This is a genomic window from Parasedimentitalea nitratireducens (assembly GCF_057444295.1).
On sequence record NZ_JBYAXC010000002.1, the window covers coordinates 482,728 to 506,425 of the forward strand.

Annotated in this window: 32 protein-coding genes; 8 read left to right on the plus strand and 24 right to left on the minus strand. The window is 57.4% G+C overall.

Annotated features, from left to right (window positions below):
* Nucleotides 1-11 precede the first annotated feature (11 nt).
* The 15 genes from AC2T28_RS07985 to AC2T28_RS08055 all read right to left on the minus strand — a co-directional run bounded on the left by AC2T28_RS07985 (nucleotide 12) and on the right by AC2T28_RS08055 (nucleotide 8,826).
* Nucleotides 12-671 carry a phage tail tape measure protein gene (locus AC2T28_RS07985; protein WP_486748447.1) on the minus strand — a complete coding sequence of 220 codons (660 nt, stop codon included), beginning with the start codon at nucleotides 669-671 and terminating at the stop codon, nucleotides 12-14.
* Nucleotides 664-864 carry a rcc01693 family protein gene (locus AC2T28_RS07990; protein WP_486748448.1) on the minus strand — a complete coding sequence of 67 codons (201 nt, stop codon included), beginning with the start codon at nucleotides 862-864 and terminating at the stop codon, nucleotides 664-666. Before AC2T28_RS07990 ends, AC2T28_RS07985 begins: the two co-directional genes overlap by 8 nt.
* Entirely contained in the window at nucleotides 861-1,181 is a 321-nt protein-coding gene (locus tag AC2T28_RS07995; RefSeq protein WP_486748449.1) for a gene transfer agent family protein, read from the minus strand. The genes AC2T28_RS07990 and AC2T28_RS07995 overlap by 4 nt, the downstream gene beginning before the upstream one ends.
* Before the next feature lie 3 nt (nucleotides 1,182-1,184).
* Entirely contained in the window at nucleotides 1,185-1,598 is a 414-nt protein-coding gene (locus AC2T28_RS08000) for a phage major tail protein, TP901-1 family (RefSeq protein WP_486748450.1), read from the minus strand.
* An 81-nt stretch (nucleotides 1,599-1,679) separates the two neighbouring features.
* Nucleotides 1,680-2,078 carry a DUF3168 domain-containing protein gene (locus tag AC2T28_RS08005; protein WP_486748451.1) on the minus strand — a complete coding sequence of 133 codons (399 nt, stop codon included), beginning with the start codon at nucleotides 2,076-2,078 and terminating at the stop codon, nucleotides 1,680-1,682.
* Nucleotides 2,075-2,413 carry a phage head closure protein gene (locus AC2T28_RS08010; protein WP_486748452.1) on the minus strand — a complete coding sequence of 113 codons (339 nt, stop codon included), beginning with the start codon at nucleotides 2,411-2,413 and terminating at the stop codon, nucleotides 2,075-2,077. The genes AC2T28_RS08005 and AC2T28_RS08010 overlap by 4 nt, the downstream gene beginning before the upstream one ends.
* Nucleotides 2,410-3,009 carry a head-tail connector protein gene (locus AC2T28_RS08015; RefSeq protein ID WP_486748453.1) on the minus strand — a complete coding sequence of 200 codons (600 nt, stop codon included), beginning with the start codon at nucleotides 3,007-3,009 and terminating at the stop codon, nucleotides 2,410-2,412. Before AC2T28_RS08015 ends, AC2T28_RS08010 begins: the two co-directional genes overlap by 4 nt.
* Before the next feature lie 165 nt (nucleotides 3,010-3,174).
* The gene (locus AC2T28_RS08020; RefSeq protein ID WP_486748454.1) at nucleotides 3,175-4,356 is read right to left on the minus strand and encodes a phage major capsid protein; all 1,182 of its coding nucleotides are present in this window, start codon (nucleotides 4,354-4,356) and stop codon (nucleotides 3,175-3,177) included.
* A gap of 33 nt (nucleotides 4,357-4,389) precedes the next feature.
* Entirely contained in the window at nucleotides 4,390-4,947 is a 558-nt protein-coding gene (locus AC2T28_RS08025) for an HK97 family phage prohead protease (RefSeq protein ID WP_486748455.1), read from the minus strand.
* Nucleotides 4,948-4,980: 33 nt separating this feature from the next.
* Nucleotides 4,981-5,199, minus strand: a complete 219-nt coding sequence (locus AC2T28_RS08030; RefSeq protein WP_486748456.1) for a GTA head formation protein, RCAP_rcc01685 family — start codon at nucleotides 5,197-5,199, stop codon at nucleotides 4,981-4,983.
* A complete protein-coding gene (locus AC2T28_RS08035) occupies nucleotides 5,192-6,373 on the minus strand; it encodes a phage portal protein (protein ID WP_486748457.1) in 1,182 nt (393 codons plus the stop codon). The genes AC2T28_RS08030 and AC2T28_RS08035 overlap by 8 nt, the downstream gene beginning before the upstream one ends.
* Nucleotides 6,374-6,559: 186 nt before the next feature.
* A complete protein-coding gene (locus AC2T28_RS08040; protein WP_486748954.1) occupies nucleotides 6,560-7,852 on the minus strand; it encodes a DNA-packaging protein in 1,293 nt (430 codons plus the stop codon).
* On the minus strand, nucleotides 7,839-8,177 hold the full coding sequence (locus tag AC2T28_RS08045) for a hypothetical protein (RefSeq protein WP_486748458.1): 339 nt from the start codon (nucleotides 8,175-8,177) through the stop codon (nucleotides 7,839-7,841). Before AC2T28_RS08045 ends, AC2T28_RS08040 begins: the two co-directional genes overlap by 14 nt.
* A 199-nt stretch (nucleotides 8,178-8,376) precedes the next feature.
* Entirely contained in the window at nucleotides 8,377-8,622 is a 246-nt protein-coding gene (locus AC2T28_RS08050; protein WP_486748955.1) for a GNAT family N-acetyltransferase, read from the minus strand.
* On the minus strand, nucleotides 8,623-8,826 hold the full coding sequence (locus tag AC2T28_RS08055; protein ID WP_486748459.1) for a hypothetical protein: 204 nt from the start codon (nucleotides 8,824-8,826) through the stop codon (nucleotides 8,623-8,625). It lies immediately after the preceding gene.
* A 188-nt stretch (nucleotides 8,827-9,014) separates the two neighbouring features.
* Between AC2T28_RS08055 and AC2T28_RS08060 the strand changes: the two genes are divergently transcribed.
* Nucleotides 9,015-9,587, plus strand: coding sequence for a thermonuclease family protein (locus tag AC2T28_RS08060; protein WP_486748460.1), 573 nt, complete (start codon nucleotides 9,015-9,017; stop codon nucleotides 9,585-9,587).
* Between the two features lie 71 nt (nucleotides 9,588-9,658).
* On the opposite strand, the gene mltG is transcribed toward AC2T28_RS08060, so the two are convergent.
* Nucleotides 9,659-10,813 (minus strand): endolytic transglycosylase MltG, encoded by a 1,155-nt coding sequence (mltG, locus tag AC2T28_RS08065; RefSeq protein WP_486748461.1) that lies wholly within the window; start codon nucleotides 10,811-10,813, stop codon nucleotides 9,659-9,661.
* Complete coding sequence (gene fabF, locus AC2T28_RS08070; protein WP_486748462.1) at nucleotides 10,813-12,078, minus strand: beta-ketoacyl-ACP synthase II; 1,266 nt, start codon at nucleotides 12,076-12,078, stop codon at nucleotides 10,813-10,815. Before fabF ends, mltG begins: the two co-directional genes overlap by 1 nt.
* A 403-nt stretch (nucleotides 12,079-12,481) precedes the next feature.
* Here fabF and AC2T28_RS08075 point away from each other — a divergent pair, with 403 nt between their 5' ends.
* The gene (locus AC2T28_RS08075; RefSeq protein WP_486748463.1) at nucleotides 12,482-13,366 is read left to right on the plus strand and encodes a PilZ domain-containing protein; all 885 of its coding nucleotides are present in this window, start codon (nucleotides 12,482-12,484) and stop codon (nucleotides 13,364-13,366) included.
* A gap of 18 nt (nucleotides 13,367-13,384) precedes the next feature.
* On the opposite strand, the gene AC2T28_RS08080 is transcribed toward AC2T28_RS08075, so the two are convergent.
* The 4 genes from AC2T28_RS08080 to fabD all read right to left on the minus strand — a co-directional run bounded on the left by AC2T28_RS08080 (nucleotide 13,385) and on the right by fabD (nucleotide 16,600).
* Nucleotides 13,385-14,128: a 1-(5-phosphoribosyl)-5-[(5-phosphoribosylamino)methylideneamino]imidazole-4-carboxamide isomerase gene (locus AC2T28_RS08080; RefSeq protein ID WP_486748464.1), complete on the minus strand. Its 744-nt coding sequence runs from the start codon at nucleotides 14,126-14,128 to the stop codon at nucleotides 13,385-13,387.
* 157 nt (nucleotides 14,129-14,285) lie between these two features.
* Entirely contained in the window at nucleotides 14,286-14,519 is a 234-nt protein-coding gene (locus tag AC2T28_RS08085; RefSeq protein ID WP_108800206.1) for an acyl carrier protein, read from the minus strand.
* 326 nt (nucleotides 14,520-14,845) lie between these two features.
* The gene (fabG, locus tag AC2T28_RS08090; RefSeq protein WP_486748465.1) at nucleotides 14,846-15,583 is read right to left on the minus strand and encodes a 3-oxoacyl-[acyl-carrier-protein] reductase; all 738 of its coding nucleotides are present in this window, start codon (nucleotides 15,581-15,583) and stop codon (nucleotides 14,846-14,848) included.
* Between the two features lie 81 nt (nucleotides 15,584-15,664).
* On the minus strand, nucleotides 15,665-16,600 hold the full coding sequence (fabD, locus tag AC2T28_RS08095) for an ACP S-malonyltransferase (RefSeq protein ID WP_486748466.1): 936 nt from the start codon (nucleotides 16,598-16,600) through the stop codon (nucleotides 15,665-15,667).
* 174 nt (nucleotides 16,601-16,774) lie between these two features.
* Here fabD and AC2T28_RS08100 point away from each other — a divergent pair, with 174 nt between their 5' ends.
* The gene (locus AC2T28_RS08100; RefSeq protein ID WP_486748467.1) at nucleotides 16,775-17,998 is read left to right on the plus strand and encodes a cytochrome b/b6 domain-containing protein; all 1,224 of its coding nucleotides are present in this window, start codon (nucleotides 16,775-16,777) and stop codon (nucleotides 17,996-17,998) included.
* A 95-nt stretch (nucleotides 17,999-18,093) separates the two neighbouring features.
* Nucleotides 18,094-19,509 carry an efflux transporter outer membrane subunit gene (locus tag AC2T28_RS08105; RefSeq protein WP_486748468.1) on the plus strand — a complete coding sequence of 472 codons (1,416 nt, stop codon included), beginning with the start codon at nucleotides 18,094-18,096 and terminating at the stop codon, nucleotides 19,507-19,509.
* A gap of 34 nt (nucleotides 19,510-19,543) precedes the next feature.
* On the opposite strand, the gene AC2T28_RS08110 is transcribed toward AC2T28_RS08105, so the two are convergent.
* The 3 genes from AC2T28_RS08110 to AC2T28_RS08120 all read right to left on the minus strand — a co-directional run bounded on the left by AC2T28_RS08110 (nucleotide 19,544) and on the right by AC2T28_RS08120 (nucleotide 21,545).
* Nucleotides 19,544-20,119, minus strand: coding sequence for a YceI family protein (locus AC2T28_RS08110; RefSeq protein WP_486748469.1), 576 nt, complete (start codon nucleotides 20,117-20,119; stop codon nucleotides 19,544-19,546).
* Between the two features lie 162 nt (nucleotides 20,120-20,281).
* Nucleotides 20,282-20,857: a YceI family protein gene (locus AC2T28_RS08115; protein ID WP_486748470.1), complete on the minus strand. Its 576-nt coding sequence runs from the start codon at nucleotides 20,855-20,857 to the stop codon at nucleotides 20,282-20,284.
* Nucleotides 20,858-21,011: 154 nt separating this feature from the next.
* A complete protein-coding gene (locus tag AC2T28_RS08120) occupies nucleotides 21,012-21,545 on the minus strand; it encodes a hypothetical protein (protein WP_486748471.1) in 534 nt (177 codons plus the stop codon).
* A 306-nt stretch (nucleotides 21,546-21,851) separates the two neighbouring features.
* On the opposite strand from AC2T28_RS08120, the gene rpsF reads away from it, so the two are divergent.
* The 4 genes from rpsF to AC2T28_RS08140 all read left to right on the plus strand — a co-directional run bounded on the left by rpsF (nucleotide 21,852) and on the right by AC2T28_RS08140 (nucleotide 23,586).
* On the plus strand, nucleotides 21,852-22,205 hold the full coding sequence (gene rpsF, locus AC2T28_RS08125) for a 30S ribosomal protein S6 (protein ID WP_486748472.1): 354 nt from the start codon (nucleotides 21,852-21,854) through the stop codon (nucleotides 22,203-22,205).
* Between the two features lie 28 nt (nucleotides 22,206-22,233).
* A complete protein-coding gene (rpsR, locus tag AC2T28_RS08130) occupies nucleotides 22,234-22,461 on the plus strand; it encodes a 30S ribosomal protein S18 (protein ID WP_138165171.1) in 228 nt (75 codons plus the stop codon).
* Nucleotides 22,462-22,473: 12 nt separating this feature from the next.
* Nucleotides 22,474-23,088, plus strand: a complete 615-nt coding sequence (gene rplI / locus AC2T28_RS08135) for a 50S ribosomal protein L9 (RefSeq protein WP_486748473.1) — start codon at nucleotides 22,474-22,476, stop codon at nucleotides 23,086-23,088.
* 138 nt (nucleotides 23,089-23,226) lie between these two features.
* Entirely contained in the window at nucleotides 23,227-23,586 is a 360-nt protein-coding gene (locus tag AC2T28_RS08140; RefSeq protein ID WP_486748474.1) for a hypothetical protein, read from the plus strand.
* Nucleotides 23,587-23,698: the final 112 nt, after the last annotated feature.

The window sequence follows — 23,698 nt, forward strand, 5'->3', positions numbered from 1 at the left end:
TCCAACTGATGTTAGCGATTGCGGTTGCCGCGCCCAAGGGCCCGACTCATCTGGGCGGCGATTTGGCCCTGACTGCGGGCAAAGCCCTGCACATCGGGGGTTGTGACATTCATCACCACATTGACCGCACCGCTGCCGCCACTACGCACACCAAGTGAGCCATCGGGGCCACGGGCCAGCGGCAAGATCGCCTCGGGGCCAGCCTCGCCCATCAGGCCGGTGCCGCCGCGCATCGGGAATGTGGTGGCACCAGAGATCACGCCGCCACGTGCAAAGGGCATCACCCGGCCTTGGGAAAAGGCAGCGCCATCGGCAAAGGGCAGCAAGCCACCAATCAGGCCCGTCACACCATCGGATAACAGCCCGCCAATATGATTGGTCACCGGTTTGATCGCGGCGTTATAGGTGGTGTTGATCATCGACCGCGCGACAGTTTCCAGCGCGTCTGACAGTTTCATGCCGTCAAACACCACCCCGTCAAAGGCTTTGCGCAGCCCCTTGGACATGCCGCGCTCCAGTGTCGCCGCATCGCGGCCTGTGGCGGCAAAAGCCTCGCGCACGCGGCGCAATTCAGCGTCAAAAGTGGCGGCCATCCCGGCCGCATCGCCCAGGGCATCGCCCAGGCCATAGGCCTGCAACTCCAGATCGCCAATCGATTCATGATCACTCATTGTTGCCTCCTGCATAGTCAGGAAATGTCTTCATCAAGGCCTCTAACCCGCTGCGGGCCATAGGGTTTTGCGCCCCCACCTGCCCCAGCATCAACCGCAACTCAGCCGGGGTCAGCTGCCAGAACACCGCTGGCGTTAACCGCAGCCCCATGACACCGGCGCGTAGCATCGCTGACCAATCCAAGCTGCTCATGGCATGTCCGGGATCATAAAGGCCCGCGCTAAGAGCTGCGCCGCCACCCGTGCAGCCTCTATTGGGCCGCCTCCGATCTCGGCTTTGCCCAGTTCTTCGGCGGACATGGGCTGCCCAGCCCCGCGCAGCCCGGCGGCGATCAGAGCCAACACATCCCTGGCGGAAAACTCTCCATTTTCAAAGCGTTGCACCAGGTCGATAAGGGAACCCGTTGCCAGCTCCTGCTCTAACTCGGCCAAGGCCCCCAACGTGAGTTTGGTAACCCGTGGGTTACCGTCGATCACCAAAGTCACCTCGCCTGTCCAGGGATTGGCCATGGATCACACCGCCGTAAAGGTAAGCGCGCCAGCGCTGGCGAGGGTCAGCTCATAAATGGCCTCACCATTGTGGCTGCCGGCATATTCCAGCGCGGTGACCTGAAAAGCGCCCTGCACGATGCCAAAGTCAGGGATGATCACCTGAAAATCCGGGGTGATGCCGTCAAAGAACAGCTGCCGTGCGCGTTCATCCGATCCGGCATCTCGAAACACGCCTGAGCCTGAGATTGAGGCCGAGCGCACACCGGCACCCGACAGCAATTCGCGCCAGCCGCCCTGGCTTTCGAGGCTGGTGACATCCACCGTTTCAGCATTAAAGCTGATGCGGGTGGCGCGCAGGCCAGCCAGGGTTTCGAACTGACCTGCGCCGTTCATATCCACCTTGACCAAGAGATCTTTGCCATTTTGTGCAGTCATGTCTTTTTCTCCATTTTGTCAGCCGCTTACAGCGCTGATTTTCTGTGGATAAGCTGTGGGCAACTTGTGGATGAGCCAAGGCTAGCCATCTGCCACCCGGGCGCGGAACCGCAGGGTGATTTGACGGCTTCCATCGCGCATCCGCTGGGCGCGAGCGCGGTCAAACCACAGGCCGATCAATTGCCCGCGTGACAAGGTTATCGGCGCATCAATCAAGCTGTCGCAGAGCTGTGATGCGATCAGTTTTGCGCCTGCAAACCCCGCGCTGTCTGAGTGAACAGAAAGGGTAAACCGGTGCTCGGCCCCTGCTCCATCAGAGTCCGAGCGGTCTCGCACCTCTTCTTCGCCCAATAGCACATAGGTTGCCGGAATGGCCCCTGCGGGCAAGGCGTCGTGGATCGCCACACCCGCCAGCTCTGGATCGCTGGTCAGGTGATGATACACCGCCGCTTGCAGGGCCTCGGACACTGCGTAGCTCATGCCGAGACCTCCTCTTGCGCGAAACAGGTCAGGTAGCGCCCGCTGTCATCAGACTCAGTCACCGCGTGGATCAGAAACAGTCGTGTACCGTCTCGAAACCTTTGATCCGAGCGTGGACGGCTGGTGGACCCAACCGGTGTGGCCCGCACGGTGATGCGGTAGCGTTGCAGTGACAGATCCACCCCGCCCTGAAGTCTAAGGCGCCCGGTGAGCGGTTTCACCTCTGCCCAAAGCTGCCCCATGGCCTCCCAGACCTCGGTATGCCCGCCGCTGCCATCGCTGACGCGCTGTGGGTCTTCTAGCGTTAGGCGGCGGCTGAGAACAGGAACAGTCATTGCACCCGCCCCAGGCCAAGCCGCACGATGCGATAGCGTTCGATCAGGCTGGTCACGCCAAAGGGCATGCAGCCGCCAGACAGGGCGGTATCATCACGATATTGGTAGTAATGCGCCGCCAGCATCAGCACCGCCTGCCCCAGATCAGCCGGCAAACCGCCCCAAGCATTGGCCATACCAGCGGTCAGGCTGATCCGCACTGCGCCGCCGGTTGCAACGCTGGGCAGCAGGGTTTTGGTGGGACAAAGCTGTGGGTTCTGGCTGTCCTGCATCAAGCGATACAGGGTAGTATCAACCGTCGCCTCAGCGCCATACGCATCAATCAGTACCACGCTGTCGATTGATGTAACCGGGGCCAGCGACAGATCCTGCCCCGTCTGGTCGCGCCAGTTATGCAGGTTCAGATCAAACTGGCGTGAAATCAGGGCCTTGCCGGTTCTTGCCTCAATGGCGGCGATGGCGGCGCGCAGAAAGCTAATCAGCACCTCGTCCTGGAGGCTGTCCTCGCCAAAGCCGGTTCCCAGCCGCAGATGTGCCTTGAACGGCTCCAGCGGCAGCGCGGTCTCGGGCACCGGCGTCTGTTCGGTCAACATCATCACATTACTCCGGAAACTTGCGTCCCGCTTGGGACTAAATTGGATTGGGCGGGCGCGCCTCTCCCGATGCCGCTCGGACGGAGGGGAGCAGCTGGACGGCAAAGGGAATGTTGAGGCGCGCCTGCCACGTGACCGGGCTGCCGGTCACGCATTCAGACTGGCGGTTTAGGCCAGGCCGAATTTCAGCAGTTTGATGGCGGCAAAGTCGCTGACATCACCACCGACACGTTTGGTTGCATAGAAAAGCACATGTGGTTTAGCGCTGAACGGATCGCGTAGCACCCGTAGGTCGGGGCGTTCAGCGATAGTGTAACCGGCGGCGAAATCACCAAAGGCCACCGAGTAGCTGTCCGCCGCGGCGTCTGGCATATCCTCGGCAATCAGCACCGGATAGCCCATCAGGCGGGCGGGTTCACCCGCAGCCAGACCATCGGACCACAAGAAGCGGCCATCGGCGTCTTTCAACTTGCGGATCAGCCCGGCAGTCTTTGAATTCATTACAAAAGTTGCGTTGGCCCGGTATTCCGCCCCCAGCGCATAGACCAGGTCAACAATAGCATCGCCATCGCCAATACCACCACTTGTGTCGGTGATGACATAACCGATATTGCCCCAGGTCCAGCTGTCATTGTCGACTTTGCCATGGGTCAGGATGCCAGTAGGTTTGTCCACGCCGTCGCCAGTCAAAAAGGCCGAGGCCTCGGCCCGGGAGAATTTGTCGGCAATGCGACCCGCCAGCCATGTTTCAATGTCGAACGCGCTGTCATCCAACAGCCGCTGCGAGGCCTTGGGCAAGGCGCTGAGTTCATGCAGCGGGATGGCGATGCGGTCAATCAGCGGGGTGCCGGTTTCAGCGGTCGGGTCGGTCTCGGTTGCCCAGCCCGCGCCAACATCGGTGTGGTCGATCAGCACGTCATAAGACGTGGCCTCAACCGTAACAACCGAGGCGATGGAGCGGATGGAGGCGGTCGATTGCAGAACCGAGGCGACAGTTTCTGAGGTCACCGGATCCACCAGATAGCCGCCATCGCTGTTCACGGCGGTCGACATCGATTTGCTATCCAGATGCAACCCGCGCAGACCGTCATCTTCGCCCGAGCGCAGATAGGCCTGGAACGCCTTTTGATGCGGTGCGCCGGTATCGGTTCTGGCAGCCAATTGCGGGCGGGTTGTGATTTGCGTTTTACGATCTAACATGGTTACTCGCTCTTCGGTCTGTTTCAGTTTCGCCTTGATGTCATCCCGGAACCCTTTGAAATCCTCAACGAAACCCGCCATTGCAGTGGTCACGTCCTGGATCAAAGGGGCTGCCTCTGTTGCCCCCATCTGGGGAGTGTTCTTGCTCATCTGACTGTCCTGTTAGTTTAGAAATGTGCCTGCTTAGCCGCCCGCAAATTGCCGCCGTGCCTGTGTCAGAACCTGCGACAGGTCCTGTAAGGCCTTAGTGGTCGGGTCCTCTGCCCCTTTGGCAGCCACCCGGGCCGAGGGCAGCATGGGAAAGGTCACCAGTGACACCTCCCACAGGTCAACCTCGGAGAGTTGTCGCTCGCCCTTGGGGCCCTTGCTGGCGCATTTGGTGCGATAGCCAATCGACAGCCCGTCAATGGCGCCCGCCTCGATCAGGGCCAGGGCCTCGGCCCCGCGCTGGGTTTCAGACAGAATACGGCCCTTGACCCAAAGCCCCTGTTTGTCCTCGCGCACCTCGTCCCAGACACCGATGGGTTGGGCCGGGTCATGCTGCCACAGCATTTTGACCTTGCCTCCGCGTGCTTGGATCGCCGCCAAGGAGGCCGCATAGGCACCCAGCAGGACCACATCGCCGCATTGGTCCACCTCGCCAAAGCGGCTAGCATAGCCTTGGATCACTTGACCATCGGTTAGGCTCAGGGCAGTTTTTGCAGACATGAACTTGTGTTCAAGCTGGGGTTCACAATGCATAGGAAACTCCCGTAACAATTTGAATCTCAGAGCTTATTGCAGCAACATTATTGATCGGAACGCCTGCCCCAGGATCACCGCAGCAACTCCGTAGACGGTGAGCCACAGCCGCCGGTCCAGCCGCTCCATCATCTCTTCCAATCGGTCAAGCCGTCGGTTCAGATGCTCTTGCTGTATCTGCATCAGCCGTTCATGTGCTGCCAAACGCAGCCCTGGCGCGCAGTCAAAGGGTGGAGACAGGGTGTCACGCATCTTCTTGCCCTCCATCCTCGGGGGGAAGCCCCAACAGGCTGCGCTTTTCGGCGCGGCTAAGGAACTCAGCCCCCGCCACCCGCGTCCATTGGGCATCGCGTTCGGCAGATAGAGCTGCCACTTGGTCCAGATCGGGTTTCAGGGTCAGGCTCTCGCCGCCAAAGCCTGCCAACCAGTCGACCAGCGTGGCGGCAACACGGGTGACCAGGGGCAGCACCGTCAGCCGGTAAAAGGCGCGGTTGGCCTCTTGGTAATTGGCGTAAGTGGCATCGCCCTGAATGCCCAAGAGCATCGGCGGCACCCCAAAGGCGAGCGCGATTTCGCGGGTGGCGGCCTCTTTGGTTTTCTGGAACTCCATGTCGCTGGGCGAGAACCCCATGGGCTTCCAATCCAAACCGCCCTCGAGCACCATCGGTCGCCCGGCGTTGCGCGCGCCTTGGAAATTGGCCTCGATCTCGTCGCTTAGGCGGCGGAACTGGTCATCCGCCATGCTGCCGCCGCCATCGCTGCCTTTCCACACCAACGCACCAGAGGGACGCGCGGCGTTGTCCAGCAGCGCCTTGGACCAGCGCGAGGCGCTGTTGTGGACATCTACCGCCATGGCCGCCGCCTGAAGGGGGGACAATCCATAGTGATCGTCCTGCGGATGAAAGCTGCGAATGTGGCAGATGGCGACACCGGGTCCGGTGCCTGCAAAGTGATGTTTACGCCCGCCGACCTTGTAGTCATAACCCGCAGGCCAACCATCGGAACCGGGCACAACCGACATCCGGTCTGACCGCAGCACATGTAATTCAACCGGAAGGCCCGCGTCAGCGGCAACAGCCTCGACATAGGCGTTGCCGCTGAGCAGGAGTTGGCCAAACAGGGCCTCGAGCAGTTCGGCCTGCCCCTGTGCTGCATTGGGGCGCGCCAGCAGAGCCAGAATGGGGTGCTGTTCGAACCGCTGCGACACGTCCTGAAGGACCAGCGGCAGAGCAGCGGCGGATTCCGCAATCAGTTTGACACAGCGAAACCCAACCGGGTTGCCTGCAAATCCGCTGCGGATCATGGACTGGCTATCGCGAGGGCTCCAGGCAATCCGCCCAGAGCCTTGCCAGGACACAACCCGCGCGGTGGCGCTTGCCTTTTGCTCGATTGGTTTGTTTTTGCGCCGCAGGACGTCAAAGACCATGACCATTCCTCATTCTTAGGTGCCGGGCTGGTGTGCCCTTTTGCTGAGAACACTTATCCCAAACAGAGCTGAAGATTTCCGAAGCAGGGCGTACGGTGGGTGCGCAACATCCCTACCCGCAGGGATTTCTTTTTGCTGCAAATACTCAAAGAAAAGCCGTTTACCACAGGGGCAAACGGCCGTTGCTTACAGGCTGCGCAGTCGCGGCCTGAGGTGTTGCGCGGCGGGTTGGATGATCAGGTCATGCAGCGCCCAGACCAGTGCATCCAGCCGATCCGGCGAGCCGCCCCCGTGATAACTCAGCGGGGTCATCTGGCTCATCTGTTGCTCTAGCTCGCCCAGCCCCGGCAGGTGAAACACCCTGCCCTGTTCGTACAGCGCCGCCACCGGCTCAGCCCTGGCGGACTTAGAGCGACTGGCGTGCAGAGATTTGAACGGCACCAAGGGATCGACCTGCCGCAGCACGCTTTCCACCAGCGCACCGCCCTGGTTCACTTCGGCCACCAGACGATCACCGCCAAAGTCCTGCATCGCTGCAATGGCAGCTTTGGCCCAGGCCAGCGGCCCCACGCCCTGCACGGTGCAATCCCCCAGCACATAGCCGCGCCAGTCCTGCGGCGGCCCTTGCAGAGTTGCGCCAACCACCACAATACCGCAGGCATCCGAACCCTTGCCCGCACTCACAGCTGGATCTACCGCCACTACGATCCGGTCCAAGGGTGGCGCATCCTCGACCAGTGCGGCTTGCAGCATCTCGCCTGTCCACAATGCGCCCTTGATGTCGGACAGCAGCTCTCCATCCAGTTCCTGCCGCCCCAATCGGGTGCCCGCATAGCGCCTGCGGACCTCGGTCAGGAACGAGGGCGCAAGATTGGCGCGGTTGGCCTCGGTTGGGGCGTGGCATTGCACAGTGCTGGGTTGGGCCATGATTTCACGCAGGGTTGGCACATTGCGCGGGGTGGTGGTGACACAAAGCCGGGGGTCCTGCCCCAGCCGCAGGGCAAATTGCAGCATGTCCCAACTCGATTGAACCTTTTTCCACTTGGCCAGCTCATCAGCCCAGGCAGCGTCAAACTGGGGGCCGCGCAGGGCTTCGGGGTCGTGGGCAGAGAACGCCTGTGCCGTGGCCCCGTTGGGCCAGATCAGCTTACGTTCGTTGGCCTTCCATGTGGGGCGACGATCGGGCGGAGAACAGGCCAGAATGCCGCTGTCGCCATGCACCATGACATCGCGGACCTGATCATAGGTTTCCCCCAGCAGGGCCACTCGGTGGGCTGCTCCCGGGGTGTGCGGCAGGTTGCCTTCGACCTGGTTGCGCACCCATTCTGCCCCGGCACGGGTTTTTCCGGCACCTCGACCGCCCAATATGATCCAAGTGTGCCAGTCGCCTATTGGTGGCAGCTGATGCGGCAGGGCCCAGACTTCGAACAGATATGGAAAGGCAGCTAATTGATCCTCGGGCAGTTCATCCAGGAACATCCTGCTCATCACAGCAGGCACGCAGGCTAGCCAGTCGGCAGCAAATGTCAGCCCGGATGGCGTCGAAGTCAAAGCTGGGTGTGGTGAGGGTTGTGAGGGTGCTGGATTGGGCGACAAGGGTTTTCTCCACTTTCTGACAGTCCCGGATAAGCCCCTCTAGCTTGGTGATCTGAGGTTTCGACACGGTGCCGTCGACCTCTCCCTCGGCTTCCAGCTGCTCGCGCAGCGCCTCTGCCTCGTTGCGCAAACGCAGGATGGACTCCTGCAGTGACCTGAGCAGATCGGCGGTTTTGTCAATTTGTGGATCTAATGTGGTGGTGACCATGTGGTTGATCCTTATGCGATGAAACCGCACAAGAGACATTTGATTGGCCCGTGTTTTGTTAGGCGCCAATCAAAATATCACCCAACTGCAAGCGCAACCTATACGCGAATATTCCACAAAAGTCAAGGATTCTCTGGAATACTGCGTGCGCTGGTTACGCAACAGTGGTGATGTTCCAGGCCCCTGCGCCGACTTTGAACTACCTGTTAAGCTTCTTGGACAAGACAGAATTTTCGTTACCATCCAAAGGGCTATAGCCCTGCCTTAGATAGAAAAGACGCGCGGTTTTGGTGCTGTCCAAAGTGCATTCTGCAAGCCCAATGGCGCGTGCATCCTGTTCCATCTGACCAAGCAACCCTTTGCTCACCCCGGAAAACCGCGCATTGTGGTTTACATAGTTCAGCAAGATCCGACCGGTGTTGTGCAGCATGGAAACGCCAAAAATTTACCGCCCCGCCTCTGCCACATACAGCTTGGCATCGGGATTAATGACCCATTGCACCCAGGACTGTGCTGTCTTGTTGTCCAGCCAGTCGGAAATTTGACGCGGGTCATTTTGGTGATCCAGACTACAAAGTTCGGAAATCGAAGCCCGCAACGTTATCACTCCCTGTGCGGCATCTTCCGCAGTGGCCAATCGAATGATCATTTCTTGGGTCCTAATATTGGCCTATGAGTTTCTTAAAAACCAAAAGGGATGAGAGCTAATTATCTGAATTTCATCAAGGCTCGGCGAATAGCGATAAAAAAATACTATCCAATGTTAACGAAATTTTGGCCAATTCGCCAGCATACTTAAGTCAGAATAGAACCTGACAATTATCTAAAGAAGCCACCATGATGATGATAAAACGCTCAATAGCTGTCGTTGCCGTTGCGTTTGGGGCCACCGCAGCTTCCTCGGAAGATCTCTTAAACGTTGACCCGGTTTCGGCACGCATTTTTCTGGAGCTTCACAGCATTCAGCAGCTTGCTGGCGACATTCGCCCACTGGTCTCGGCCCCGGGCGAAGCCTTTCGCATTGTCGACGGTGATTTCCTGACCTTGGGCAATCTGAAAATTCGCCTGGTGGGCATTGATGCTCCCGAAGCCGCGCAGCAATGTAACAGTGCTGGTGGTGATCATTGGGACTGTGCCGCACAGTCGGGTGACCGCGCCCGCAGCATCATTGGTCTGGCCGCGCGGGTTGATTGCTATAGCAGCGAGCAGAACAACTACGGCCACTATATTGCTTCGTGTGACGCAGATGGGCGTGATGTGGGGGCAATGCTGGTCGAAGAGGGATTGGCCTGGCCTGTTGAGGAAAGCGGTTATTATCTGTCTGAGGCCAGCAACGCTCAAAGCGATGGTCTGGGCATCTGGCAAGCCCCAACCCAAACCCCTTGGGACTGGCGCAACCAGCACAACTGATCCGATGTCAGTCTGCTAGAACACAAAAAAGGGCGCCGAAGCGCCCTTTTCTTATTGCTGTGGGTCAAACCCTAGTTGTTTTGCCGCTGAGCTTCGATCTCACGCCATTTCTTGACGTTACGATTGTGCTGATCCAGCGTTTCGGCAAAGGCGTGTCCGCCAGTGCCATCGGCAACAAAGAACACGTAGTTTGTCTGATCCGGATCCACTGCGGCCAACAGACTGGCCATGCCGGGATTGGCGATGGGCGTCGGAGGCAGCCCTTCGATCACATAGGTGTTCCAAGGGGTCGCTTTGCGCAGCTCGCTTTGTCGCAGGCCCCGGCCCAGAATGCCCTCGCCCTTGGTGACGCCATAGATCACGGTGGGATCGGTTTGTAGACGCATGCCACGGTTCAAACGGTTGATGAACACGCTGGAAACCTGACGGCGTTCCTCGGGAACACCAGTTTCCTTTTCGATGATCGACGCCAGAATCAGCATTTCCTCGGCGTTGGCCAATGGCAGGCCGTCGGTGCGTTGTTCCCAGGCGGCATTGATGCGCAACTGCTGGCGTTCTTGCATTTCAGCCAGAACATCAGCCCGCTTGGTGCCAGGCACAACTTCGTAACTGTCGGGGGCCAACATGCCTTCGGCTGGGCGTTCACCAGGCTCACCGTCCAGCACATCCATCGCCTTGAGCGCATCGACCACCTGCCAGCTGGTTACACCTTCGGCCAGAGCAATTCGATAGCGAGTATCACCCTGTGCGCGTTTTTCGGTGTATTCGGCTGGGGTTTCATCAACACCAACCTGGAATTCGGCCCGTTCAACAAATTTGTTGCTGGCCGGGTCCAGCTCACGCACTTCGGCGATCACCCGTGTGATGCCCACACGATAGACAATTTCTGTGCCACAAGAACTGGCGCCCGATGTTGTCACCTGTGCGACGATCTCTTCCATGGACGACCCCGGTGCCACCAGGAAGCTACCGGCCTTGAGCTGGCCGGTTTTTTCGCTGTATTTGGCACCGATACGGAACATTGCCGCATTGGCAACCGCGCCCTGGGCTTCCAGGTCGCGGCTTACCTTTGTCATGTTCGAGCCCCGCTCGACCCGCAGGCAGATCGCCGTTTCCAGCGGTCCGCTAGTGGTATACTGAGTTTTGCCCCAAAGGATGACGCCCCCCAACAGGAAAAGCCCCACCACGAGGAACGTCAGCATATTCGAAGCAAGGGCGCGCCACATCAGTCAGCCTTTCCGAAAATCACGGATGCGTTGGTGCCGCCAAAGCCAAAGGAATTGGACAGAGCCACGTTAATCTCACGCTCGCGCTTGGCGTTGGGGGCCAGGTCGACCTTGGATTCAACAGCGGGGTTGTCCAGGTTGATGGTTGGAGGGGCCACCTGATCGCGGATCGCCAGGATCGAGAAGATTGCCTCGATCGCACCAGCAGCACCCAAAAGGTGACCGGTCGACGACTTGGTCGAAGTCATAGTGACCGACGCGGCGTCATCGCCCAGCATCCGCTCAACCGCGCCCAGTTCGATGGTATCCGCCATGGTCGAAGTACCGTGCGCATTGATGTAATCGATGTCGGCAGGTTTCAACCCAGCGTTAGCCAGAGCAGCCCGCATGGAGCGTTCGCCGCCTTCGCCAGTCTCGGACGGAGCGGTGATGTGATAGGCATCGCCCGACAGACCATAGCCCAGAACCTCGGCATAGATCTTGGCGCCGCGTGCTTTGGCGTGTTCGTACTCTTCCAGAACAACAACACCTGCGCCCTCACCCATGACAAAACCGTCACGGTCGGCGTCATAGGGTCGGCTGGCCTTGGTTGGGTCATCGGCCATTTTGGTCGACAGCGCCTTGCAAGCGTTAAAGCCGGCAATACCGATTTCACAGATGGCAGCCTCGGCGCCACCAGCGATCATCACATCGGCGTCGCCGTGTTTGATCAGGCGACTGGCATCGCCAATGGCGTGCGCGCCGGTGGAACAGGCGGTCACAACCGAGTGGTTCGGGCCTTTGAAGCCGTGCTGGATTGAGACCTGACCCGAGATCAGGTTGATCAGCGCGCCGGGAATAAAGAAGGGGGATACACGACGTGGGCCACGTTCCTTGATCATCACGGCAGTGTCAGCGATTGAACTTAGACCACCAATGCCGGAACCGATCATCACACCAGTGCGGAACTGCTGATCCTCGGTTTCAGCCTTCCAGCCAGCATCGCGAACGGCCATTTCGGCAGCAGCAATACCATAAAGGATGAAGTCATCAATCTTGCGCTGCTCTTTCTTGGGCAGCCAATCATCAGCATTGAATGTCCCATCGGTGCCATCACCGCGTGGAACTTCGCAGGCATAAGTGGTGGTTACACCGCTTTCGACAGCATCAAACAGGGTAATGGGCCCCGCACCGGACTGTCCGTCCAGCAGCCGAGACCAGCTTTCTTCGACACCACATGCCAGCGGTGTGACCAATCCCAGTCCGGTAACAACAACTCGACGCATTCCTTGCTCTCCTTTGCCTCGGCAATTCGTTCCCAAATAGCTTGGATTGCCCCAAAAGTGCAAGTGGCCCAGATGCCGGTCGATTTCACGGCGAACTAACGCCCCGCGGTACGCCTGGTTAACCCTTACCCGCCACACTCATGGTGTAGTGTAACGAGTGATCGGTTCCCAGCCCTCAACGCGTTCCCGTGGGCTGGAGCGGTGCAGACCACAAACGTAAGCCACGCTTTTGTGGTCTGCATCAATTTTGCCCCAAATCAGAACCGGGCGTTTTTGCATTACAAACAAAGCGTAACTATGAACCCGGAGTCTCCGTTTCCACATACATAGAATAAAAGAGCCGGCGCCAAGCCAATTTTGCACCTGCGAACCCAAAAATTAAATACAGTTGTGAGTTGATCAGTTGATACCTTTTATAAAAACAAAGTTTGCCTTCCTATTTATTGTGTTTTTCATCCTTGATTTCAGCGCAGCAAGATTGGCAGAGGCCAATGAATGCGCTGCACAGGATAAACTTGTAACATTCGTGCTCTACAGCGAACAATATCTTGAGCATTTATCTAGCGGGAACTGTCCAGACGCCCCTGCAAGGCTTCAAAATTTCCTTGCTCAGAATCCAGTTGTTTCTTTCCGCGTAGCGCTCCGCCGAGACAATCTGGCGACTTTTGAACGACCGACAGCACATCTAATTGCTGAACAGAGATCGGTGTTAAAGGTTGAACTGAAGTCAGGACGCCGAAGGGCTCGCACCTGTGCGGACACCCTAGAAATCCCTCAGTCGCTTAGCTCGCTTCGAAGACGCATCAAGGCGGTGTCTTGTGCCAGCACTAGCTTGTCTGGAATTGATTATCCTGGGGACGCAGAAAACCATGCCTTCCATGGCTCTGCTGCTGGGGGCCTCTTTACAGTCGTTGCCTTTGCCGGTTTGGCATTTGTGCTGCAGAAGGAATGGAAACAAACGCAGCAACGCAGAGAGCAAAGGCATCTTTGCACCTTGCCCTGCACCATTACGCTGTCAAACCGAACCCATTCGGCTGTCATCAAAGACATCAGCTGCAATGGCGCAAAAATTAGAACCGATACCGCATGCCATCCAGGTGATACCATTAATATAAGGATCGCTAATCTGCACCTAACAACACAGGTTCAATGGTCTAGCGAGCCCTACATCGGGGTGAACTTTAGAAAAGCACTCCCCGACAGCCTGCTGGTGACATTACTGGAACGCGCCAGGGCGTCTTCTCATAATTCGCTTGAACAGCCTCCAGCAGAGCCATTGTTGATTTAGGCCCAACGCTTGCCCTGATCAGAGCAGTTCTGCAACGGGTTCGGGTTCTGGCAAGGCTGTGGCCAATGCTTGCTCCACTGTCAGGGTTTTGCGGAACAGCGCGCGCCCTACCAATGCCCCAGAGATCGAGCCGATATACTTCAATCGCGAGATATCATCTGCCTTGCGGACAATACCGCTGGCTATGACTGGCGCACTGGCGGTTTCGGCCAACCCTGCGATCAGGCCCAGCTGAGCCTCGACATCAGACATGTCGCTGTCGATATCGGTGATGATGATGCCAGCAAAGGGCGTATCGCCAAAGGCCTGAATGAAGGATTCGGGGGTAAATGCTCCGGACTGACGCCACCCATCGGTCATCACCTGCCCCTGCCAGATATCAACGGCCAGAACGATCTGATCTGGATGATGGCGGGCCAACTCTTCAACCAGTTGCGGGTCACGGGCGGCCAGGGTTCCGACAACGATGCGCCCTGCCCCTTTTTCAATCCAATGTTCGATATGTTCGCGACTACGCATACCGCCGCCCAGTTGCACGGGAACGCCAGCAGTTCGGATAATCTCTTCGATCAAATCAGCATTGTCACCATTGCCCTCAACCGCATTGAAGTCGGTGACATGCATCCACTCGGCACCTGCCGATGCAAACTCACAGGCGGTTTGCACTGGGTCTACGTGCCACAGCATCGGTTCGTCCAACCGCCCCTTGTCCAGGGTCACACAATGACCGTTCTGCAATTCCATAGTTGGGTAGATCATCATAATTGGCAGCCTCCAGTTACATTGACAGGATAATGATAGCACACCCTGCCGCCAGAATCTGAGCCTGCTTTGAATTTACCGATAACCCGCAAACAAAAACGGCGCCTTCCATGTGGAAAGCGCCGTTTTGATCAATCGCAAAGTGCGATTGGGAAACTTAGGAAGCTTCAGTGATGAACTTCACTGCGTCGCCGAAGGACTGAATGGTCTCAGCAGCGTCGTCAGGGATCTCGATGCCGAACTCTTCTTCGAAAGCCATAACCAGCTCAACAGTGTCCAGGCTGTCTGCGCCCAGATCGTCGATGAACGAAGCGTTTTCGGTCACTTTGTCTTCTTCAACACCCAGGTGCTCTACAACGATCTTTTTTACGCGGTCTGCGACGTCGCTCATGTCAATTCCTCGTCTATTCGGGGCTCTATTTGCCCGGTTTTATCCTTGCCCGCTCGGGTGGACATAATTTGCCCTGTCCGGGCGGTTCGATCCCGACTAGCGGGGTGCCGAATGGTTCCGCAAGGGAAGCCACTGCAGCGAATATGCGCCGCCTATAGCACAGCTAACAGCAGAGGCAAACGATTTCGCTTGGTCACTTGCTTGCTTTGCTTACCATTTACAGGCGTCAGGCGACCCAGATAGGTTTATCAAGGCGCCCTTACAAGGAGTGCCCTGAATTTATTGGGCAATCCAATATTATTTTGTGCAGTGCCTGTTCAACAGGCTTAGAGCATCGCCATGCCGCCATTCACATGCAGGGTTGTGCCGGTGACATAGGCAGCCTCGGCACTGGCGAGATACAGCACCGCAGCGGCGATTTCTTTCGAATCCCCCATACGACCGGCCGGAATCTGGGTGAGAATGGCGTCTTTCTGTGTGTCGTTCAGCTTGTCGGTCATTGCAGTGGCAATGAAACCCGGCGCAACAGCGTTGACGGTGATGCCACGATTGGCAACTTCATAGGCAAGCGATTTGGACATGCCGACCATGCCAGCCTTGGACGCGGCATAGTTGCCCTGCCCCGGATTACCGGTGGCACCAACAATGGATGAGATGTTGATGATGCGGCCCCAGCGCGCCTTCATCATGCCGCGCAACACGCCACGGCACAGGCGCATGGTCGAGGTCAGGTTGACGTTCAGAACGCTATCCCATTCGTCATCCTTCATCCGCATGAACAGGTTATCACGGGTGATGCCGGCGTTGTTGACCAGGATGTCAACTGAACCCATGGCTTCGACTGCGGCCTTGGGCAGCGCTTCAACCGAATCCTTGTCGGACAGGTTACAGGTCAGCACATGGGCGCGTTCACCCAGTTCAGCGGCCAGCGCTTGCAGCGGCTCTTCACGGGTGCCGGACAGCACAACGGTTGCGCCTGCGGCGTGCATAGCCCGCGCAATGTCGCCGCCGATGCCACCAGATGCGCCGGTGATCAGGGCGTTTTTACCAGTCAAATCAAACATATATTTTCCTTTTTGGCAGAACCGGTCCGTAGTCGCAGTTTTCTGCGCAAAAAACGGACCGGAATTTTTGAAAATTCCGGCTCAGGCTTCAGCCGCAGCCTTGGCGTTATCTGACGTGCCAACCTGACGGCTGGTCAGGCTGCGGTCGATCTTGCGGATCATACCCGACAGCGCCTTGCCTGCACCAATTTCCCAGAACTCGGTCACGCCTTTGGCGGCCATGACCTGCACGCTTTCGCGCCAGCGCACCGAACCGGTGACCTGCTCGACCAGCAAGGCGCGGATTTCGGCGGGATCGGTTACAACATCGGCACGAACGTTTGCGATCAAAGGCACCGCTGGTGATTTAACTTCTACAGCGGCCAGCGCCTCGGCCATCACATCAGCGGCGGGCTGCATCAAGGCACAATGGAACGGGGCGCTGACCGGCAGCATCACCGCCCGCTTGGCACCACGGCCTTTGGCGATTTCAGCGGCACGCTCAACTGCTGCTTTGTGGCCCGAGACCACAACCTGAGTTGGGTCGTTGTCGTTGGCGGCCTGCACAACTTCGCCTTCGGCGGCAGCTTCAGCGGCAACCTCTTTCACAGTTTCAAAGTCCAACCCCAGCAGGGCTGCCATTGCGCCAACACCAACAGGCACGGCGCTTTGCATGGCCTGGCCACGGGTGCGCAGCAGGCGGGCTGTGTCAGCCACGGAAATCGCACCGGATGCGGCCAAAGCCGAGTATTCACCCAGGCTGTGACCGGCCACAAACGCGGCTTTGTCGATGGAAACACCTTCGGCCTCAAGAGCGCGCATGGCGGCCATCGAGGTGGCCATCAGTGCGGGCTGAGCGTTTTGGGTCAGGGTCAGGGTCTCGATGTCGCCCTCCCAGATCAGGGAGCTGAGGCTTTCGCCCAGGGCTGCGTCCACTTCATCAAACACGGCTTTGGCGGCGGGATAGGCATCGGCCAGTTCCTTGCCCATGCCGATGGTCTGCGCGCCCTGTCCAGGGAAAACAAATGCGATAGTCATCAGGACCTCATATAATCTGTCATTTCTGGTGGTTTAGCTTTCTGTGACGTAACGTACAAGCAAAGCCTACATCTGCGCACCAATCCTGTGCGTCGGCTGACAGCGAGGAGCGTTGCAACCAAGGAGCGGATTGTTAGGTTGACTGCACAGGACCCAAGCAAAGGACCAGGCCCCGTGTCACGCAGCAATACCTTTTCCAGCTACGGCAGCATTGCCAAGACGTTTCACTGGCTGACCGCCCTACTGATCTTCTCGGCCTTTCCGCTGGGGTATTTTGCCAACGACCTGGCGCATCAGATTGCCGGGCCGAATTTTGACGGCGCGCAAGCCACGATTGATCAGGCGACACAGCTGTTTTCGCTGCACAAGACTGTTGGGGTAACAACGTTCTTTGTGGCCCTTGCGCGTATTCTATGGACCATAAGCCAGAAAAAACCCGGGCTTTTGCACCCAGACAACAAACCCGAGGCGTTGGCTGCTGAAACCGTGCATTGGCTGCTGTATGGTTCCTTGGTACTGGTGCCGCTATCGGGCTGGATCCACCATGCGGCGACTGTTGGCTATGCGCCAATCTGGTGGCCGTTTGGTCAAAATTTGCCTTTGGTGCCTAAGTCTGATGCTGTGGCCGCGATATTTGCGGGCCTTCACTGGGTCTTTGTCTGGACGCTGGCAGGCACGCTGGCCTTGCATATTGCAGGGGCGCTGAAACACCAGATCATTGATCGCGATGCCACTCTGCGTCGCATGCTGCCAGGAACCCCAGAGGCAGCGCGCCCTCCTGCTCAGTCTCATAGCCTGATGCCTGCACTTGTTGCTATTGTGGCCTTTGGTGCAGTGTTGGCGGGTGGTGCGGCCATTGGCGCCTACCGCCCACACGTTGGAGCCACTACAGAGGTAGAGTTGGCCGAAGTGGCCTCGGGCTGGGAGGTCACTGAGGGGACCCTTGGCCTTGAGATCACTCAGATGGGCGGTCAGGTTGCTGGTTCATTTTCCGAGTGGACCGCTGCCATCAACTTTGCAGAACCTGCGTCACCCGGCCCGGCCGGTGATGTCGAGGTCACAATCGCCATCCCGTCGCTTAGCCTTGGAACAGTGACTGCACAGGCTATGGGGGCCGACTATTTTGACAGTGCCGCCTACCCTACGGCAGTCTTCAAAGCCTCGCTGGAAAAGTTGGAGAGTGACTATCAGGCGGTGGGAACGCTGACGATCCGCGACAAGGTTGTACCAATCATTCTGCCTTTTTCGCTAGAGCTGTTGGGCGAACACGCCAAGATGACTGGGACCGTCACGTTGAACCGACAGGATTTTGACATTGGCCGCAGCCTGCCAGATGAAACCTCGCTGGGCTTTGATGTGGTGATTGCAATTAGCCTCGCGGCACAACGGTCACAGTAAGTTACGGGGTCTTGGGCAGAGCCGCTTGGTGCTTCAAAAGTACTCCAAAAGTCCTAAGGTAACTCGGAAACACCCTTACCGAGGCCAAGTACCCGTTGAGCGTATTAAAAAGTAACACCTCTGAGACGCTAAGCCGCCGGACACTGCTGTCTGGCCTTGGAGCAACTGTTGCACTGGGGGCTGGTTGCACGGTGGGGCAGGATTTCGAACGCCCAACCACCGATCTTCCCGACCTGTTCTTCCACACGCGCGAGACCGAAGCACAATCACGCGGTGCGGCAGAATGGTGGAAAAAATTCAATGATCCGGCGCTGGATCGGCTCGTCACTATGGGGTTGGCGCAGAATCTGGACATTAGAAAAGCCGTCGCGCGTATTGAACAATCCCGCGCCATTCTTGGTGGAGCCGGCTATCCAGTGTCTGGTGTGTCTCGTATTGGTGAGGGCAAAGCCACGGGGGGCGGAACAGACGGGCGCAGCGACAGTGGTTTCGTGCGCGCCGAGGCAAGCTGGCATGCAGACTTGTACGGGCAATTGAAACGAGAGCGAGAAGCGGCGTCGTACCGACTGGCCTCTTCTTACGCCGATGCCAATGTTGCCCGCACAACATTGCTGGGAGAGCTTGTCACGGCCTATATCGATCTTCGGTTTTACCAGGAATTGATCCGGGTCAATCAACGGGTTGTCACGTCGCGCGAAGAAACGCTGAACGCCACACTAACAGCGAGAAACAACCAAGACAGCTCGGCGCAGGAAGCTGTCACCGATCTGGATGTCGCTCAGGCGCGATCACTGGTGGCCACTGCCAAGGCTGAGCTACCCGAATCCACAATCCTGTTTTTCAAATCCGTTTCACGGATTGGAGCATTGCTAGGGCAAGCCTGGGAGCGCCCGCGCAGCGGGCTCGACAGAAAGGCACCGCAACCTGAGCCTAATACCTCTGCGCTGAAGGTTGGTATTCCTGCTGACCTGCTGCGCAATCGGCCGGACATCCTGTTTGCCGAAAACCGGTTGGCCGAGGCAGTGGCATTGGCCGGTGTGGCCGAGGCAGAACTGTACCCCCGCCTGCAGTTGACCGGCAATTTGAACATCAATTATTCCGGCAGCGAATGGCTTCCCACAGCAGGGTTCTTCCGGGTTGGTCTAGATGTTCCACTGTTTGATATACCCGAGCGTCAAGCCAAGCTCGCCGCCCAGCAGGCCCGTGCGTCTGAGTTGCTGTTAGAATGGAAAGAAAAAGTCGTTGAGGCCGTAGAGGAAGTACAAAACGCTTTGGTGAGCTTGAAGTTTCACCGCGAAGCTGTTGCGGCGACCCTGGAATCGCTTGAGGCGAAACGAGAAGTTTTGCAGCTGGCGCGACAAGGTTATGTCGCCGGAGATATCGGTTTCTTGCAAGTGTCAGACGCGGAACGTTCACAGCTCTCTAACGAAAACGCGCTGGCGCTGGACCGGCGCAATTTTGCGGTGGACTTTGTTCAGCTCAATGTAGCGCTGGGCGGCAGCTACGCTTGACTGCTAACTGCCGCACTTTCACTTGCGAATTGGTTCACTCCGCCTTCATTGCCTCGATGGAAATCTGGATTGCGACTTCATCGCCAACAAACGGTGCGAATTTCCCCAATTCAAACTGCGAGCGCAGGATCGAGGCCGTAGCATCAAAACCAGCCCAGGGTTTACCCGCCATAGGGTGGTCACCGGCCTGATTAAGCTTGGCGTCCAACACAACCGGCCTGGTCACACCATTCAGTGTCAGGTCACCCGTAATCAATGCCGTTGTCTCGCCGGTGATTTCGATACCTGTGGATGTAAAAGTGATCATCTCGTTCTCATCAGCACCAAAGAAGTCCTGCGACATGAAGTGATCGAACCGCTCTTGCCAGCCGGTGAACATGGATTGAGCAGGCATGGATACCGAAACACTGGATCCGGCCGGGTTCTCTTGGTCAAACATCACCTCGCCTTCGAACCCAGCAAACATGCCATGTGAAGTCGAGTATCCGAGGTGATTGTAGCTAAAGAGGATCTGGCTGTGCCCAGAATCCAACACGTATTTCACCGGTTCGGCATTGGCCGAGGTTACAGCAAGGGCACCCAGCGTGGCAGCAATCAAAGTTGTTTTCATGAGATAAAGGCTCCGGTTTAAACAATTTACAAGGTACAAGCTGGCACCAATTCGCCCAAAGGAAAGCCGAGGCGCCAAGGTAGAGCACCATATAAAGCAAAACCTCCGACCAACATATGGCCGGAGGTGCTCGCTCTCAGTTATGTGATTGAGAGAAAAGCCTTAGTCGGCCTTCATCGCCTCGATTGAGATTTGGATTTCGACCTCGTCGCTGACGAAGGGCGCGAATTTGCCCAGATTGTAATCGGACCGCAGAACAGTAGCGGTGGCATCAAAACCAGCCCAAGGCTTGCCCGCCATTGGGTGGTCACCTGTCTGATTAAGCACAGCTGCAAGAATCACAGGCTTGGTGGTGCCGTTGATGGTCAGATCACCAGTGATGTTGGCCGTTGCCTCGCCAGTGACTTCGATACCGGTGGAGGTGAAGCTGACCATGTCACTGTCAGTTGCACCAAAAAAGTCCTGTGACATGAAGTGTCCAAAGCGCTCTTCCCAACCGGTGAACATGGACTTCACTGGCATCGAAACCGACACGCTGGACCCCGCTGGGTTTGCCTGGTCAAACATCACGTCGCCTTCGAACCCTGAAAACAGACCCCAAGTGGTCGAGAACCCAAGGTGGTTGTAGCTGAACAGGATTTGGCTGTGGCTGGCATCCAGCACGTATTTCTCAGGGGTCGCAAAGGCAGCGGTGGCGGCAGTGGTGGCCAGGGCGGCGGCGATCAGGGTCTTTTTCATAAGGCGGGCTCCGATAAACATTTTATGTGCCAAAGATGTGGTTATGTGTGTCAAAAAAGAAAGTCAGCAATTTCTAACATATTCTGTGAGTCTGCGAACGAAAACACCCAGTCACGGGGGGACTGGGTGTCTTTGATGTGCAATTTTGTGAGGCTTAGCTCAGGATTGGTACAACGCCGCTGAGTTGTTCACGCAAGAGTTGGCGGGTTGATCCCTTGCTGAGTGGCAAGCGGATCAGTAGCGAGCCGTCAATTTCGAACAGTTCTACCGCGCGGTCTTTGAACCGCACACTGCCAAGGCTGTCATATCCACGGCGCAGAACCGTACGTGGGCGCCCGTTGCCCGACCGCTGGAGAACACGAAGTTCGCGGCGGATTGGGTCAAAGTAGGCGTCTGGGTGGCTGTCGGGGTCATTGACCATCATCAATGCGATACCGGCAAACAGGAAGAACACCGAGATCCCGATTTTGATGAGACCCATTTCAGGGTCATAGGTCGCGCCGGGCAAGACCCAGATCCCGGTGGAGCTGAGAACCATCGCCGCCCCGATCACTCGCAATACTATTGAACGCAGCTGCCAGTTCGGCCGAAAGCTCAGAACCAGCGGAAGCGCCTCTGCCATTGCATAAAGCCCGCGTGTTGGTGCCAGGCGCTTGCCCTGTGTCGGAATAGTCTCTGTCATGGTCATTGGATCTGCCCTTCCTCTGACATCGCCTTGTCGGCGGTGTTAACGTGTTGTTAACCCCTGTTAACCGGAACAATACGACCGCAATTGGGCAGCGCCGTGGAAAATGCCGGGCAAAGGCGCGTAATGTTGCCATCCTGGAAACACAGGTGCTTACCGGTCCATCAGGCGGCTTGCCCTTTTGGTCAAAGGCTGTATATGGGGGCTTCCTTCCGCAACGATTTCGATCCGCGCAGACTCTCGTGGTGGGGCAGCGGAAGGCCAACCGCCCTACCTTTGAAATGCGCCTTGAATATAACAGGAGCTCACATGCCACTATATGAGCATGTAATGATTGCGCGTCAGGACCTGTCCAACACGCAAGCAGAAGGTCTCATCGAACATTTCGGTGCTGTACTGTCCGACAACGGCGGAACGCTGGTCGACAGTGAGTACTGGGGCGTCAAAACGATGGCCTACAAGATCAACAAAAACCGCAAGGGCCACTATGCCTTCCTGCGCACTGATGCACCTGCACCAGCTGTTCAGGAAATGGAGCGCCTGATGCGTCTGCATGACGACGTTATGCGTGTTCTGACCATCAAGATGGACGAGCACAAAGAGGGCCCTTCGGTCCAGATGCAGAAACGTGACGAACGCGACACTCGTCGCGAGCGCCGTTGATCGCTGCTTAGGAAAAGGACGCTAAACCATGGCCGCAAAACCATTTTTCCGTCGTCGTAAAGTTTGCCCATTCTCGGGCGACAATGCACCGGCGATCGACTACAAAGACACCCGTCTGCTGCAGCGCTACATCTCTGAGCGCGGCAAAATTGTTCCTTCGCGGATCACCGCAGTGTCGGCAAAAAAGCAGCGTGAACTGTCTCGTGCTATCAAGCGCGCGCGTTTTCTCGCCCTGCTGCCATACGCTGTTAAGTAAGGAGACACTGACATGAAAGTTATCCTTCTTGAGCGCGTTGCGAAACTGGGCCAGATGGGCGACGTTGTTGACGTCAAACCAGGCTACGCACGTAACTTCCTGCTGCCTCAGGGCAAAGGCTTGACTGCTTCGGCAGCCAACATTGCCAGCTTTGAAAACCAGAAAGCGCAGCTTGAAGCGCGCAACCTGGAAACCAAAGCAGAAGCAGAAGCACTGGGCGAAAAGCTGGCTGGCCAGCAGTTCGTTGTGATTCGTTCGGCATCCGATGCCGGCGCTCTGTACGGTTCTGTCACCCCACGTGACGCCGCTGACGCTGCCACCGCCGAAGGTTTCTCGGTCGACAAAAAGCAGATTGCTTTGATCCATCCGATCAAAGACCTTGGTCTGCATGCTGTTGCTGTGAACCTGCACCCAGAAGTTTCGGTTACTATCGAAATGAACGTTGCGCGTTCGGTTGAAGAAGCCGAACTGCAGGCATCGGGCAAGTCGATCCAGGAACTGGCTGCAGAAGAAGAAGCTGCTGCTGAGTTCGAAATTTCCGAACTGTTTGACGACATCGGTTCGGCTGCTTCGGACGATGACGACGACGCTCCAGCAGCCCCTGCTGCGGACGAAGAAGAAGTCTAAACGCTTCTCTTTCGAGCTACAAATTAGGGAAAGGCCGTCCAGTTTGGGCGGCCTTTTTCTGTGTAATTACTGGTCTAACAGCACCTTGCACCCTACCTTTGCGCTATTGATTGAACAGTTTGGCAAAGGATACGGACAATGGCAGGCAAGTTTCTGACACTCACCGCAGCGATGTTTATCTTGGTCGGCTGTGACACGGTTCCGGTAGAGGCGCCGCTTCAGCTGAGCGGTCCACCCGGTGCAAACTACGACTCTGACGAAAACCAATGCCGTGCGCGGGCGGCCCAGGTTGGCCAGGGGCATGTCCAGACCAGCGCGGTTGTTGGTGGTGTTGGCGGTGCAGTGATTGGCGCCACCGAAAGCCGGGATGATGCCGCTATTGGCGCGGTGCTGGGCACAATTGCAGGTGCGGCCGTGGGGGATGCTCAGGTCAAGCAGGCACAGCGCGAGTATCTGGTGCAATGCATGCAAAATGCCGGTCATCCGGTGGTTGGCTGACGCCACAGGTGCCAACGATGACTCAACGGCCTCGTCGGCGGCTTTTGTCCTATGCATTTTACCCCCGTCAAATGGTCCGCTAATTTAGCATCAAATTTGGACCTAGGGGGAC